The sequence below is a fragment of the Streptomyces sp. GD-15H genome (genome assembly GCF_045291515.1).
In the GTDB taxonomy this organism is placed as follows: domain Bacteria; phylum Actinomycetota; class Actinomycetes; order Streptomycetales; family Streptomycetaceae; genus Streptomyces.
Map to the genome: position 1 here is coordinate 4,946,439 of NZ_CP149447.1, position 15,413 is coordinate 4,961,851.

The window sequence follows — 15,413 nt, forward strand, 5'->3', positions numbered from 1 at the left end:
GCCCGGGTCGTCGAGGACTGGAACGACACCGACCGGGACCTCGGCGAACCGCGCTGCCTGCACGAGCTGTTCGAGCGGCAGGCCGCCCGCACACCGGACGCTGTCGCAGTGCTGCAAGGCCGGGACTGCCTCAGCTACGCCGAACTCGACGCCGCCGCCGACCGGGTGGCCGCCGGGCTCGCCGCCGCGGGCGTGGGCCGCGGGGACACGGTGGCGCTGAGCCTGGGCCGCAGCGTGCACATGGTGGTCGCGCTCCTCGGCGTGCTCAAGTCGGGTGCCGCCTACGCCCCGGTGGACCCGCAGCTGCCCGCCGAGCGGGCGCGTGAACTGGTGGCCGAGCTGGCCGTGCCCGTCGTCCTCGCCGACGCCGGTACCGCCCCCGAGATGCTGCGGCGCTGCGCCGGACTACCCGCGCTGCGCGAGGTGCGCTGGCTGGGCGACGGCGACGAACTCCCCGCCCATCCGGGCACGGACGGCATCCGGGCCGTCCACGCACTCGCCGAGCCGGCCAGGCGCCCGGCCGACCGGCCGCGCCCGGCCCGAGGACCCCGCCTACACGATCTTCACCTCGGGCTCCACCGGAACCCCCAAGGGCGTCATGATGGCGCACGCACCCGCGGTCAACCTGATCCGCTGGGTCAACGACACCTACGGCGTGGGCCCCGAGGACCGCGTACTGTTCATCACCTCGCTCAGCTTCGACCTTTCGGTGTACGACGTCTTCGGGCTCCTCGCGGCGGGCGGCAGCATCCGCGTGGCCACCGCCGAGGAGGTCGGCGACCCGCAGCGGCTGCTCGCCGCGCTCGACGGCGAACCGATCACCTTCTGGGACTCGGCGCCGGCCGCCCTGCAACAGCTCGAACCGTTCCTCGCGCAGCGCGAGCCGTCCGCGCGACACCCCCTGAGGCTGGTGTTCCTCAGCGGCGACTGGGTGCCGCTGACCCTGCCGGACACGGTGCGCACTGCCTTCGCCGCCCCCGAGGTGGTGGCACTCGGCGGCGCCACCGAGGCGGCGATCTGGTCCAACTCCTTCCCTGTCACCAAGGTCCCCGCGGAGTGGACGAGCATCCCCTACGGCCGGCCCATCGCCAACGCCCGCTACTACGTGCTCGATTCCGGCCTGCGCCCGGCGCCCGTCGGCGCCCCGGGGGACCTCTACATCGGCGGCCGCTGCCTGGCCACCGGCTACCACGCGGACCCCGCGCTGACCGCGGCCAAGTTCACCCCCGACCCGTACGGCGGGGAACCGGGAGCGAGGCTGTACCGGACCGGCGACCGGGCCCGCTTCTGGGCGGACGGCACCATCGAGTTCCTCGGCCGGCAGGACGACCAGGTCAAGATTCGCGGCTTCCGGGTCGAACTCGGCGAGATCGAGGCGTGCCTCGCCACCCTGCCCGACGTCGCCTCCGCGGTCGCCGCCGTCCACGGCACCGCCCCCGACCTGCGCCTGGCCGCGTACGTGGTACCGCGGCCCGGAACCCTGGCCGACCCCGCCGCGCTCCGCGCCGAACTGGCCGACCGGCTGCCGCCGTACATGGTGCCCGCGCAGGTGACGGTGCTCGACGCGCTGCCCACCACCGCCAACGGCAAGCTGGACCGGGCCGCCCTGCCGGCCCCGGACCCGGGGGACGCGGACCGCGTTCCGTACGTGGCGCCGCGCACCCCCGTCGAGGAGGTCGTCGCCGCGCTGTGGGCCGAGGTGCTCGGGGTGGACCGGATCGGTGCCGACGACGACTTCTTCGGCCTGGGCGGCCACTCGATGCTGGCCACGCAGGTGGTGGCGCGGCTCAAGTCGGACCTACAGGTCTCGGTCGCCCCGCTGGGGATGCTGAACCACCCGACGCTGGCCGGGTTCTCCGGCCTCGTCGAGAAGGCGCTGCTCGAACAGATCGAGGCGGGCGAGACGGACGGGGCGGACGGAACGGGAGAACACAGTGACGACCGGCGCTGACGACCACGCGGACCAGCTCCGCGACCTGCTGGCCCGGCGGCTGTCCGCGGCCCGCCGGGACCGCGGTCCCCGCGCCGCCGCCGAGCGCCGCGGCGGCTCCGCCCCCGCGGCCGCCGCCCAGGAACGGCTGCTCTTCCTTGAGGAGCTGGAACCCGGCACGTCCGCGTACCACCTCATCTTCACCCTGCGGCTTCGGGGCCCGATAGACACCGCGGCGCTGGAGCGTGCGCTGCGCGGTGTCGAGGAGCGCCACGAGGTGCTGCGCAGTGTGTACGAGCGGCGTGACGGCACGGAGACGCTGGTGCCGCTCGACCCGTCCTTCGAGCTGCGCCGCGCGGAACTCGCGGACGCCCCCGAGGCGCTCGCGAAGCTCCAGGCCGAGGAGCTGCAGCGCCCCTTCGACCTGCGCCGCGGCCCGGTCTGGCGGGGACTGCTCGCACGCAGCCACGACACGCTGCACCACCTGGTGCTGACGGTGCACCACATCGCCTTCGACGGCTGGTCGATCGACCTGCTGCGGCAGGAACTGATCAGCGGATACGCCGCCGAACTCGGCCTCGGCCCCCGCCCGCAGGCCCCCGCCGTCCAGTACGCGGACCATGCGGCGTGGGAGCGCCGGCGCCTCGCCGCGGGCGAGCACGACGAGCAACTGGACCACTGGCACAAGCGGCTGGCCGACCTGCCGCCCGCGCTGGAGCTGCCCACCGACCGGCGCCCGCCGCGGCACCGCACCCGGCCCGGCGGACTGGTGTACCGCACTGTCGATGCCGAGCTGGCGCAGGGCGTCCGCGCGCTCGCGCGGGCCGCCTCGGCCACGCCGTTCATGGTGCTGCTGGCCTGCCTCCAGACGCTGCTGCACCGCTACTCGGGCCAGTCCGACTTCCTCGTCGGCGTCCCCGTGGCGGGGCGTTCCGAGCCGAGCGCCGAGCCGCTGATCGGCATGTTCGTCAACACCGTCGTGCTGCGCGCCGACTGCCGCCCCGAGCTGACCTTCCGCGAGCTGTTGGCCGCCGCCCGCACCGAGGCCGCCACCGCGTTCGCGCACCAGGAGGTGCCGTTCGAGCGGGTGGTGGAGGCGCTGCCGGCGCAAGGGGGCCTCGCCGGCCCCTCGCTGTTCCGGGTGATGCTGGTCTGGAACGGCGCCGACCAGGGCCCCTCGGTCCTCGGTGAGGCGAAGGCCGAGTACGTGCCGTGCGAGGCCGCGGGCACCGCCAAGTTCGACCTGAGTCTCCAGCTCACCGAGGCCGGTGACGGCTACGAACTGGCGCTGGAGTACGACCGCGAGCTGTGGGACGAGGCGAGCGCCACCCGGATGCTCGACCACTTCGCCCGCCTCACCCGGGCCGCCGTCGACGACCCCGACCGGCCCGTCGGGACGCTGGCGCTGCTCGGCGACGAGGAGCGCGCACTGGCCGCCCGGCACGCCGCGGGGCCGCTGCGCGACCACTCCGGGGCGATCGACCTGGCCGCGATGGTCGCCGAGCAGGCGGCGCGCACACCGGACGGTGTCGCCCTGGTGAGGGGCGGCGAGGAGCTGACGTACCGCGACTTCGACCGGCGGGCGAACCGGCTCGCGCACCACCTGCGGGAGCGCGGCGCCAGGCCCGACGAGCCCGTCGGCGTACTCCTCGACCGCTCCTTCGACCTGGTGGTGGCGATCGTCGGGATCGTGCGGGCCGGCGCCCCGTACCTGCCGCTGGACCCCGAGCACCCGGCGGCACGCACCACCGAGGTGCTGGGCGCCGCAGGTGCCCGCCTCGTCGTCACCGGGGCCGCCGGTGCGGCCGCGGCACGGGCGGCCGGCTGCGAAGCCGTGCTGCCCGACGCGCACGCCGCGTCGGCAGCGGGCGCCCCGGACACCTGGGAGCGGCCCGCCGCGGAGCCCGACCAGTTGGCGTACGTCTTCTTCACGTCCGGGTCCACCGGCCGCCCCAAGGGCGTGATGGTCACCCACCGGGCGGCGCACAACCAGATCCGCTGGCAGATCGACCGCTTCGGCCTCGGCCCCGGCGAGACCGTGCTGCTGAAGACCAACGTCACCTTCGACGACTCGGTGGTCGAGGTCTTCGCCGCGCTCGCCGGCGGCGCCCGGCTGGTCCTCGCGGAGCCCGGCGGCCACCGCGACCCGGAGTACCTGCGCGGCCTGATGGCCCGGGAGCGGGTCACGTACGTGCGGTTCGTGCCCACGATGCTGGCCGCGCTGCTGGAGCACGGCGGCGACGTCCCGGTGCCCTCGCTGCGGGTGCTGAAGAGCGCGGGGGAGCCGCTGCCGCCCGAGCTGGCCGCCCGCTGCCTCGCCACGTTCGACGCCGAGTTGTACAACGCGTACGGCCCCACCGAGACGGCCGTGAACGTCACGGCGGGACGCTTCAGGGCCGGTGATCCGCCGGTGTCGATCGGGACTCCGGTGGACAACGTCCGCTGCCACGTCCTCGACGCCGAGCTGGAGCCGCAACCCGTCGGCGTACCGGGCCAGTTGTACGTAGGCGGGGTGCAGCTCGCCCGCGGCTACCTCGGCCGCCCGGGCCTGACTGCCGAGTCGTTCGTGCCCGACCCCTTCGGAGCGCCGGGCGACCGGCTGTACCGCACCGGCGACCTGGTGCGCCGGCTGCCCGACGGCCGCCTCGACTACCTCGGCCGCGCCGACCGCCAGGTCAAGATCCGCGGTATGCGGATCGAACTCGGCGAGATCGAGTCGGTGCTCGCCGAGCACCCCGCGGTCGGCCAGGCCGTGGTCGTGGCCCGCGACGACCGGCCCGGCGGCCCGCGCCTGGTCGCCCACCTGCTGCCCGCGGCAGGCGGCGAGCCGGACACCGGTGAACTGCGCACCTGGCTGTCCGCCCGGTTGCCCGAGCACATGGTCCCGGCCGCCTTCGGCGTGCTGGCCGAGTTCCCGATGCTGTCCAGCGGCAAGGTCGACCGCAACCGCCTGCCGGATGTGGCGCCCGCGGCCGGACCGGCCGCGGCGTTCGAGCCGCCGGAGGGCGAGGCGGAGGGGGCCGTCGCCGCGATCTGGGCCCGCACCCTCGGCGTCGACCGGCTCGGCAGGAACGACAGCTTCTTCGTCCACGGCGGCCACTCGCTGCTCGCCATGGAGGCCCTGCTCGCGGTCCGGGAGGAACTGGCCCCGGACGTCCCGCTCCGGCTGATGTTCGAGGCACCCACGCCCGCCGCCTTCGCCGCCCGCCTCGCCGAACTGCCCGCCGCATCCGGGCGCACCGCACCGGTGGAGCGGGTACGCGCCCGCGGCGACAGCGCCGCGCCCGTCTCCGCGGCGGAGGCCCGGGTCTGGTTCGCCGACCAACTCGACCCGGGCGACCCGGCGTACAACCTGCCCGTGGTCTGCCGGCTGCGCGGCCCCGTCGACGTCGGCGCGCTGCGTGCCGCCCTGGGCGCGCTGCCGGCCGCGCACGAGGCGCTGCGCACCTCCTTCCCCGCCGCCGACGGCCGGCCGGTGCGCACCGTGGCCGACACCGCGGAACTTCCCCCGCGCCTCGTCGACCTCGGCCACCTCCCGGCGGAAGAGCGCCCCGACGCGCTCGCGGCGGCCCTCGCCGAGGAGACCGGCGCCCGCTTCGACCTGGCCACCGGGCCGCTGGCGCGCGCCGTCGTCGTCCTGCTCGGCGGGGACGAGCTGGTGCTGGCGCTCACCCTGCACCACATCGTCTGCGACGGCTGGTCGATCCAGGTGCTGCTGGAGGACCTGCGCACCGCCTACCTCGCCGCCCGCGCGGGCCGTCCGGCCGAACTGCCCGCCCGCCTCGGCGCGGGCGACTACGCGAGCTGGCGCAGCCGCCGGAGCACCGGCGAGGCGCGGGCGGCGGAACTCGTCCACTGGCGCGAGCGCCTGGCCGGTCTGACCCAGCCGCAGGAACTGCCCGCCGACACCCGGCGCGACGAGGGCGGCAGCCACGCCGGCGCCGGGCACCACTTCACGGTGCCGCCCGCGACCGAGGCCCGGGTGAGGGAACTGGCCCGGGCCGAGGGCTGCACCCCGTTCACCGTGCTGCTCGCCGCGTACGCCGCCGTACTCGCCCGGCAGTGCGCCGCCGACGAGGTCGTGCTGAGCCTGCCCGTCGCCGACCGCGGACGCCGTGACCTCGACTCCATCGTCGGCCTGCTCCTCGACACCGCCGTCCTGCGGATCCCGGTGCGGGGCGACCGGAGCTTCCGGACGCTGCTCGGCGAGGCGCGTACCGCGGTGCTCGACGCCCAGGAGCACCGGCTGCTGCCCCTCGACGAGGTCGTCAACGCGCTCGGGCTCGACGGCCGCGCGCTCGGTCGGTACGCCGTGTCGATGGACCCGCTGCACGTCGGCACCCTGCCGTTCGCCGACGGCGTCACCCTCGAACCGGAACCGTACGGCCTTGAACACTCCAAGGCCGACCTCGCCGTCTTCTTCGAAGACGGTGAGCAGGGGCTCGGCGGCCTGATCGCGCACCGCACGCCGCTCTTCGGCGAGGACCGCGTCCAGCGCCTGACGGGGCATCTGCTGACGCTGCTCGACGCGGCGGTACGCGCCCCGGGGACCCCGCTCGCCGGGCTGGGCATGCTCACCCCCGCCGAGCGGGCGGCGCTCACGCCGGGCGGGCCGGGGACCGGCGCCGCCGCGCCCACCTGCCTGCACACGCTGGTCCTCGACCAGATCGCCCGGACCCCGCAGGCCGTGGCCCTGGTCACCGACGAGGGCGAGTGGACCTACCGCGGGCTCGGCGAGCAGGCCGCCCGCCTCGCCCGCCACCTGTCCGCGCGGGGAGTGCGCCCGGGGACCCTGGTCGGTCTCTGCCTCGGCCGCGGGGCGCGGCAGCCCGTCGCCGTGCTGGCCGTGCTGCTGGCCGGCGCCGCGTACGTCGCCGTGGACCCCGCTCACCCGCCCGCCCGGATCCGCGGCGTCCTCGCCGACAGCGGCGCCGCCTTCCTGGTGACCGACCGGCCCTGGGCCGAGGCGTGCGGGGGCAGCGGACTGCCCACCGTGGTCCTGGGCGACGACGAGGAGCCCATCGCCGCCCAGGACGCGGGCATCCCCCCGAGCGCCGCCGCGACCGACCCGGCCGCACTCGCGTACCTCGTCTACACCTCCGGCTCCACCGGCCGCCCCAAGGGCGTACGCACCCCGCACGCCGCCGCGGCCGCCTACCTCCGCGACTACCTCGGAGGTTTCGGCCTGGGGGCCGGGGACACCGTGCTCCAGCTCGCCGGGCTCTCCTTCGACGCCTCGGTGCGCGACCTGCTCGGCCCGCTCACCACCGGCGCCCGCGTCGTCCTCCTCGACGACGAGCGGATCACGGACCCGCGGGCCGTGGTGGCCGCCCTCGAGCGGCACCGGGTCAGCTGTGTGCTGAGCGTCGTGCCGACACTCCTGCGCGCACTGCTCACCGCCGCCGGGGAACAGCACCCGGCACCCGGCGGCCGACTGCGCCTGCTGCTGACCGCGGGCGAGGCCCTGGACCTGGCGGACTGCGCCCGCGCCGCCGCGGTGTTCGCCGGACGCCCCACGGTGGTCAACCAGTACGGGCCCACCGAGGCCACCATGACCACCACCAGCACCGTGATCACGGCGGCGCCGGGGGACAGCGGCCCCGCCGCGCTCGGCACACCCGTCGCGGGCGCCCGCGTGTGGCTCGTCGACCGGCACGGCGACCTCGCCCCCGTCGGCGTGCCGGGGGAGGTGTGGATCGGCGGCGACCGGCTGGCCGAGGGCTACCACCTGGCGCCGGCGCTCACCGCGGAGCGCTTCGTGCCCGACCCGTTCTCCGGCGTCCCGGGCGCTCGCGCGTACCGGACCGGCGACCTGGCCCGGTGGGAGCCGGACGGCAGGCTGACGTTCCTCGGCCGGAGCGACGACCAGGTGAAGATCCGCGGCCAGCGGGTGGAGCCGGCCGGGGTGGAGAGCGTGCTGCGCAACCTGCCGGGGGTCGCGGAGGCGGCGGTCGTCGCCGTGCGGCCGGACACACCCACCGGCAGTGTCCGGCTCGTCGCCGGTGTCGCCCCCGCCGCACTGGACGCCGGCGTGCTCCGTGCGACGCTGCGCGGCCTGCTCCCCGAGCACCAGGTGCCGGCCGTCATCCGGGTGCTGCCGGCGCTGCCGCGCACCCCGAACAACAAGGTCGACCGCCGACTGCTGGCCGCGCTCGACGAGCCCGCCGACCGGTTCGACCCGCCGCGCACGCCCACCGAGCGCACCGTCGCCGCCGTCTTCGCGGAGGTCCTCGCCGACGAACTCGCCGGGCGGCGGCCCATCGGCCGGGACGACGACTTCTTCGACCGCGGCGGCCACTCCCTGCTCGCCGCCCGGCTGGCCGCCCGGCTGCGCCCGGCCACCGGCCGGGACGTGCCCCTGCGGCAGGTCCTCGACCTGCGCACCGTGGCCGCACTCGCGGGCTGGCTCGAACTCCGGGGGCCCGACGGCCGGTGCCCGGCCCGAGGTCCCGCCCACCCCTGACGCCGCCGTACGCCCTGCCGCCCCCACCCCGGGCCAGGAGTCCGTGTGGCGGCACTGGAGGCGGGAGCCCGGCACCGCCGCCTACAACGTCGGCTTCTGCGCACACCTCGCCGGAGCCGTCGACGACATCGCCCTGGCCCGGGCCCTGGACGCGCTCACCGACCGCCACCCAGCGCTGCGCACCCGCTTCCCCGCGGACGGGGACGGGCCAGGCGTCGTCGTGGAACCGAGGGCCCTGCTCCCGCTCGCCCGGCACGACGTGTCGGCCGCGGCCGACACGCGGCAGGAGGCCGTCCGGCTCGCCACCGCCGAACTGCGCGCCCCCTTCGACCTGGAGCACGGGCCGCTCGCCCGCGCCGTCCTCGTCCGCTGCGGCCCGCAGGACCACGTCCTCGGGCTGACGGTGCACCACATCGTCGCCGACGGCTGGACGCTGTCGGTACTCCAGCGGGACCTGGTCGCGCTCTACGACGAACTGGCCGCGGGACGACTGCCGCAACTGCCGCCCGTGCGCGGCTTCGACGGCTACGCTGCGGACCAGCTCGCCTGGCTCGACACACCGCAGGCCGCCGCCCACGCCGAATTCTGGCAGGAGCGGCTCCGGGACGTCCCGAAGCCGCTGCCGCTGCCCACCGACCGGCCGCGCCCGCGGCACTGGTCGCTGGACGGGGCCGTGGAACTGTTCGACATCGACCCCGAAGTGGCCGCCGGAGTGCGCAGGCTCGCCGACGACTCCGGCGCCACCCCCTTCGTGGTACTGCTCGCCGCCTTCGAGCGCTGGCTGCACCGCCTCGGCGGCGCGGAGCACTTCCTCGTCGCGGTGCCGGTCGCCAACCGACCCGACCCGGAGTCCGAGCAGGTCGCCGGACCGTTCGCCAACATCGTCGCGGTGCCCGCCGACCTGAGCGGGGAGCCGACCTTCCGCGAACTCGTCGCGCGCGTACGGGAGACCTTCCTGGACGTGTGGGAGCACCGCACCCTGCCGTACGAGAAGGTGGTCGCCCAACACGCCGTCGACGACGGGCGGCCGCCTCTGTGCCAGGCGATGTTCGCCGTGCAGAACCTGCCGTCGCCGGGACGCGGCCCGGGCGGCCTGACCACCACGCCGCTGACGCTGGACCGCGGTACCTGCCGCTACGAGCTGCACATGCGCTGCCACGAGACGCCCGAAGGGCTGTCCGGCTGGCTTGAGTACAGTACCGCCCTCTACGAACAGCAGGCGGTACGCGCCCGGTTGAGCGACTTCCTGGCGCTGCTCGCGGAGGCGACCGCTGCTCCCGACACTCCCGGTGGAGGCTCCTGAGGTGCGTGTCTTCAACCTGATCTGGGCGGGGCAGGCGACCTCACTGGTCGGCAGCGCGATGACCACCTTCGGCATCGGGGTGTGGATCTTCACCAGGACCCAGTCGCCGACCGCGTTCGCCACCCTGCTCCTGGCGGGCTCGCTGCCCGGACTGCTCACCCTGCCGTTCGCCGGGGTGCTCACCGACCGCTGGGACCGACGCCGGGTGATGCTGCTCAGCGACCTGGGCACGGTCATCGGGCCGCTGGTGCTGCTCTTCCTCAACTCGGCCGGTCTGCTGCAGAACTGGCACCTCTATGTGATGGTCGCCCTCGCCTCGGTCTTCAAGGCGTTCCAGTGGCCGGCCTTCTCCAGCCTCGTGTCGCAGCTGGTCCCCAAGGAGCAACTCAGCAAGGCCAACAGCCGGGTGGGCCTCGCCGAGGCCGGCGGCATGGTCTTCGGCGACCTGCTCGGCGGCGCGCTGTACGGGCTGCTCGGCCTGACCGGCCTCCTGCTCGTCGACCTCTTCAGCTTCGCCGTTGCGCTGGGCACCACGTTGCTGTCCTACCGGCTGCGGCCCAAGATCCCGCCGGTGCGCACCACGGACGCCGCGGCACGCGCCCCGATGCGCACCGAGATGGCCGAGGGCTGGCGGTTCATCAGACAGCGCTCCGGACTGCTCGGCCTGCTCCTGTTCTTCGCCGGCTACAACCTGATGATGGGGATGGCGCTCGTCCTCGTCTCGCCGCTGGTGCTCAGCTCGCACCCGCCGTCGACACTCGGCGTCATCAACGCGGTCGGCGCGGTCGGCATGATCGGGGTCAGCGCCGTGATGAGCTTCACCCGTCAGCCCCGGCACCTGGTCCGGGCCATTTTCGTGGTCGCCTTCCTGCACAGCGGCCTGCTCCTTGTGATGGGCTCAAGCCACGGCACTCCCTGGCTGCTCGCGGTCGGGATGTTCGGCGTCCTGGGCGGCTACGCCGTGATCAACGCCGTCACGGCCACGCTCTGGCAGCGGAAGACCCCGGCGAACGTGCAGGGCCGGGTCTTCTCCGTGCGCCGGCTGCTCGCCTGGTCGGCCGACCCCGTCGCGTTCGCCGTGGCCGGCCCGCTCACCGAGTACGTCGGCCGGCCGCTGGCCGACGCGCACGGGCCGCTCGCGGACAGCGCCGTGCGGCTCACCGGAACGGGCATCGGCGGCGGCATCGGCATGGTGTTCCTGTTGTCCGGGCTGCTGCTGGTGGGCGTGGTCGCGGTCACCGCCGTGCCGAGGGCCGTGCGGCGAATGGAGCGGGATCTGCCGGACGCCGACGAGGCGGTGCCCGCGGGCGTGGTGGCATCGTCCTGAACGACGCCACCGCGCCCGGCGGGCACCGCCGCGCCGGCGACCGGCTCTGCGGCGGGGAGCAGGCGCGTCAGTCTCCGCGGCGCGCCGGCTCCCGGCCGCCTGCTCCGCCATCCTGGTGCGCAGGCTGAGCGGACGCATGTCGGTCCAGACCTCCTCGACGTGGGCCAGGCACTCCTCCCGGGTGCCGGTCACGCCCTCGTCCCGCCAGCCCGGCGCGTTCTCCCGGCCGTCCGGCCAGATCGAGTACTGCTCCTCGTGGTTGAGCACCACCTTGTAGCGGGGGTTCTCCTGCTGCACGCCCATGTCTCCTCGCTCGTCGTGGTCCGTGCCGGGACGGACGGCGGTGTCCGTCCACGGCTCCACCACGCCCATTCGAACCCGGGACACCGGGCGGGCGAGCGGGGCCCGGCAGGCACTGGAACAACACCTGGAAGATGGCGGGGCCGGCGCCACGGCGGCGACCGTCCCGTCAACTCCCGCCTCGCGGGGCGACCGTCCCGTCAACTCCCGCCTCGCGGAAGCGAACTCGAAAGCCCCGTGGCACTGTGGCCCCCGTGAAGCAGCACACCGTGACCGACAGCCCCTACGGCCCGCTCACCCTCGTCGCCACCGACGGCGCCCTGTCCGGGCTCTATATGACCGACCACCGCCACCGGCCCCCGCTGGAGACCTTCGGGCCGCGCGCGGACTCCGCCTTCGGGCCGGTCCTCGCCCAGCTCGCGGCCTACTTCGCGGGCGAGTCGAAGACCTTCGACCTGCCGCTGCACCTGGACGGCACGCCCTTCCAGCGCCGTGTCTGGCAGCAGCTCCAGCAGATCCCGTACGGCGAGACCCGCAGCTACGGCGAGCTGGCCCAGGCGCTGGGGAACCCGAAAGCGTCCCGTGCGGTCGGCCTCGCCAACGGGCGCAACCCGGTCAGCATCATCGTCCCCTGCCACCGCGTCATCGGCGCCGGCGGCTCCCTCACCGGCTACGGCGGCGGGCTCGACCGCAAACGCCGACTGCTCGACTTCGAACGCGGCGCCGCCCTCTTCTGAGCCCCGTGTCCCTCCCCCAACGGTGCGCAGGGCCACATAATCCCGACGCCTCACGAACGGACCCTCCTGCCGGGATCCGACAACGACCCCTGATCCCGATGCACATGGTCCCCGACCTCCCGCTCTGTCCACCGGCTTCTTCGCGCCGCACCCCCTGTTCACGCCAGAGGCAGCCGCCGCACCGGAACGCGGCGTGCACGCTCCTGGCGCCGAGTACCACCAGCACGAGGCCAGCCAGACGACGCGGGACGGCCCACGGCTCCTGGACCTGCGTCGGACACGCACTTCACCGGGACGCGTATCGGGTCGTGATCAAGGACGGTCCGGGTGAGGCCTTGTCGGCGACCGGCGACCGGCGACCGGCGACCGGTGGCATGCCTCACGGCTGTGGTCCGGGCTGTGACCGGTGATCAGGTGCGGGCTGAACAGGCCCTCGTCGCCTGGACGCGGATCGAGACGTGGTTGAAGGAGCATGCGCCCCGCACCTTCCAGCGGTTGCCCGCGCCCGCGACGGAGGGCGAGCTCCGCTCGCTGGAGCAGGGTCTCGACTGGACGGTCCCGGCCGATGTGCGCGCCTTCTACCTGGTGCGCAATGGCACCGGACCAGCCTCGGATTTCGACTGGCCCACATCCCGCTATGCCCCCGAGCCGACCGGGTACTTCCTGCCCGGTGGTGAGGGGGTCGGCCCCTTGGAGAACCTGGGAGCGTGGTTCGAGGGCCCGGTCGCGGCCGCGTCCCTGGACGACGAGCCCGGACAGCGGTACCTGCCGATCACCACCATCGACCCGGACGGCTTCTCCGGCGGTTTTGTCGGCTGCACCCCCGGCCAGGGGTACGGGCTGCTCGGCGACTACGCCGAGGCCGAACTTCCGAACCCGGGGGAGGCGACGTTCGCCGCCTACCTGACCGAGGTCGCCAACGCGCTGTGCGAGGGGCGGGGCTGGGAAAGCACCCCTCCGGGGTTCTCGCTTGTTCGCAGGGTTTCCCGTCCTCATGTGTGCCGAATCCGTTCCGGTCGGCCACCGGGCTGAGGGCGGGGCCCTGAATCCGGGCGGATATCCGCTCCGGTCGCAAATTCCTGAGCGTGATCACTGTGGCCGAGATCGAGGTCGGCGTGTCCGCCGCCGCGGATCCCGTACGGCAGGCGCGCTACGCCCGAGCTCTCGCTGCGGTACGGCATGAATACCGCGACCGCATCGCGCCGATCGGCGAACCGGAAGCGGCTGCCCAAGGGCAAGATCCACCCTGTCGGCGTCGGCGGGGATGTTCATCGCGGTGGCCGTAGCGGCTTCGGCATCGCACTGCGCAAGCTGGGCGTGTGCGAGCCGGGTCGACCGTCGCACGCGCCGCGGGCCACAAATGCCCCAGTACTGTCCCTGTCGCTGGACGGATAGCATCAGGGCTCGGCGTGGCTCCCGGCAGAGGCGATGATCATAGGTTCGGACGCGGTACCTCCCCCCACAGCGAGCATCAGCCTGCGCGAGTTGCTGATGGCCCTGGGTGATTCGCTGGTGGAGGTACAGACCGCTCCCGCCGGACTGGACGTCGAGATCCGCAGCGTCGCCCTGCTCGATCCCGAGGACCCGCCGACCACTCAGCCGGGCGAGCTGGTTCTCGTCATCGGTGCCCGTGGCCGAGCCGCCTATCCCGCGCTGCGGGCCGCCGGGCGCGACGGAGCCGCCGGTGTCGTGGTCAAACTGGACGGCCCCGGCCAGGCGGCGGCCCTCAGCGAGACCGCCGCCGAGGCCGGGGTCGCCCTGCTCTCGTTGCGCAGCGGAGCGCGCTGGGAACAGGTGAACACGCTGGCCCGCGCCGCCCTCGACGACGTGTTGCCGGGCCACCCGGACGAAGGGGCCGAGGAGGGCGACCTGTTCTCGCTCGCCCAGACCACCGCCATCCTCACCAGCGGCATCGTCAGCATCGAGGACGCCGCCCACCGGGTGCTGGCGTACTCCCGCTCCATCGACTCCGACGAGATCGACGACCTGCGGCGGCGCTCCATCCTCGGCTGGCAGGGACCGGAGCCGTATTTGGCGAAGCTGCGCGAGTGGGGCGTGTTCCAGGACCTGCACTCCAGCGACGAGGTGATCAGTATCGACAGCCATCCCGAGCTGGGGATCCGTCGCCGGCTCGCGGTGGCCATGCGGTCCGGGGACCGGCAACTGGGGACCATCTGGGTGCAGGAGGGCTCGACGCCGCTGTCCGAACGCTCGGACCAGGCACTGCTGGGTGCAGCCCGGGTCGCCACGCTCCACCTGGTGCGCCGCCGCCGGGAGCTCTCGGAGGGACTGACGTTCACCCGGACCCTGCTGGCCGGACTGCTGGACGGGAGCACCGGGCCCCAGCCGCTGGCCACCCACCTGGGATTCGACGCGACCCGTCCGGCCGCTGTCCTGGGCTTCTCGTACGAAACCGCGGATGTCGTCGCCGCCCCGGAGCTGACCCACGCCGAAGTCACCAACCTGGTCTCCGTGCACATGGCCGCCCGGCATCGCAGTGCGCTGGTCACGCAGGTCGATCCCCGCATTTACGTGCTCCTGCCCCAGTTGCCACGCAGTATCGACGTGGACACGCTGCGCGGCTGGGGCCAGGAGATCACCGACGCCGCACGCCGCCACCTGGACCTGCCCCTGCGTGGCTCGGTCGGTTGTGTGGTGCCCGGACTCGGGGACGTCCCGGAGTCACGCCGGGAGGCCGACCGCATCCTCGACGCCATGCTGGGGACCGACGTCCCCGCCGCGGTCGCCGCGCTGCCGGACATCCAGGCGGAAGTACTGGTCAGTGAACTGCTGACGTTGCTTTCCACCCATCCCGAGATACGGGATCCACGGCTGACCGCCCTCCTCGAGCACGACAGCCGGAACCAGGGCCGCCTGGCAGAGACCGTCCTGACCTATCTGAATTCCTTCGGCGACGTACGGACCGCCGCCGCCCAGCTGTATGTGCACCCCAACACGCTGCGCTACCGCATTCGCCGGGCCGAGGAGCTGACCGGTCTCGAACTGAGCCGCCCTGACCAGCGTTTGCTTGCCATGCTCCAACTGCGGCTGCCGCCGCCCACCACCTGATCCCGCTTCCTTCCGCATTGGCCGGTCGTACAGCCGATCGGAGGCGGATTCGTCGAGATGCACAAACACATCGCCTCATGGCCCCTCATACGCTTGCGCAAATTCATCCCCGCAAGTGATGCGGACCGCCTCTCACAAGGAGACGGGCACAGCACCGACGTGCGATGACGACCCCATCATCGGCACCGTATCCGAATACCGAACGCCGCCCCCCACATTGTGAACGCTTTCGAGAATTTCCGGGGTCGTGGCCGACCCGCTGCCAGACCGGCCTGCTCGTTCCC

6 protein-coding genes and 3 pseudogenes are annotated in these 15,413 nt (G+C 74.0%); 8 read left to right on the forward strand and 1 reads right to left on the reverse strand.

What is annotated here, in order from left to right; genetic code table 11:
* Positions 1-108: 108 nt before the first annotated feature.
* The 5 genes and pseudogenes from WJ438_RS23490 to WJ438_RS23510 form a co-directional block, all read left to right on the forward strand.
* Positions 109-390, forward strand: a pseudogene (locus WJ438_RS23490) (AMP-binding protein); the annotation flags it as partial.
* A complete protein-coding gene (locus WJ438_RS23495; protein WP_406726989.1) occupies positions 323-1,951 on the forward strand; it encodes a non-ribosomal peptide synthetase in 1,629 nt (542 codons plus the stop codon). The pseudogene WJ438_RS23490 and the gene WJ438_RS23495, both read left to right, overlap by 68 nt.
* A complete protein-coding gene (locus tag WJ438_RS23500) occupies positions 1,935-8,393 on the forward strand; it encodes an amino acid adenylation domain-containing protein (protein ID WP_406726990.1) in 6,459 nt (2,152 codons plus the stop codon). The genes WJ438_RS23495 and WJ438_RS23500 overlap by 17 nt, the downstream gene beginning before the upstream one ends.
* Before the next feature lie 37 nt (positions 8,394-8,430).
* A pseudogene (locus tag WJ438_RS23505) lies at positions 8,431-9,696 on the forward strand (condensation domain-containing protein); the annotation flags it as partial.
* A gap of 1 nt (position 9,697) precedes the next feature.
* Complete coding sequence (locus WJ438_RS23510; protein ID WP_406726991.1) at positions 9,698-11,023, forward strand: MFS transporter; 1,326 nt, start codon at positions 9,698-9,700, stop codon at positions 11,021-11,023.
* A 93-nt stretch (positions 11,024-11,116) separates the two neighbouring features.
* On the opposite strand, the pseudogene WJ438_RS23515 reads toward WJ438_RS23510, so the two are convergent.
* Positions 11,117-11,326: pseudogene (locus WJ438_RS23515) on the reverse strand (MbtH family protein); the annotation flags it as partial.
* A 251-nt stretch (positions 11,327-11,577) separates the two neighbouring features.
* Between WJ438_RS23515 and WJ438_RS23520 the strand changes: the two are divergent.
* From WJ438_RS23520 to WJ438_RS23530, 3 genes are all read left to right on the forward strand, one after another.
* Positions 11,578-12,060, forward strand: a complete 483-nt coding sequence (locus tag WJ438_RS23520; RefSeq protein ID WP_406726992.1) for a methylated-DNA--[protein]-cysteine S-methyltransferase — start codon at positions 11,578-11,580, stop codon at positions 12,058-12,060.
* Positions 12,061-12,459: 399 nt separating this feature from the next.
* Positions 12,460-13,092 (forward strand): SMI1/KNR4 family protein, encoded by a 633-nt coding sequence (locus tag WJ438_RS23525; protein ID WP_406729981.1) that lies wholly within the window; start codon positions 12,460-12,462, stop codon positions 13,090-13,092.
* Positions 13,093-13,488: 396 nt separating this feature from the next.
* Positions 13,489-15,129, forward strand: a complete 1,641-nt coding sequence (locus WJ438_RS23530; protein ID WP_406726993.1) for a helix-turn-helix domain-containing protein — start codon at positions 13,489-13,491, stop codon at positions 15,127-15,129.
* Positions 15,130-15,413: the final 284 nt, after the last annotated feature.

Excerpts from the sequence above, each read along its gene's own strand:
- WJ438_RS23530 (WP_406726993.1), top strand. The coding sequence starts at position 13,489 with ATGATCATAGGTTCGGACGCGGTACCTCCCCCCACAGCGAGCATCAGC.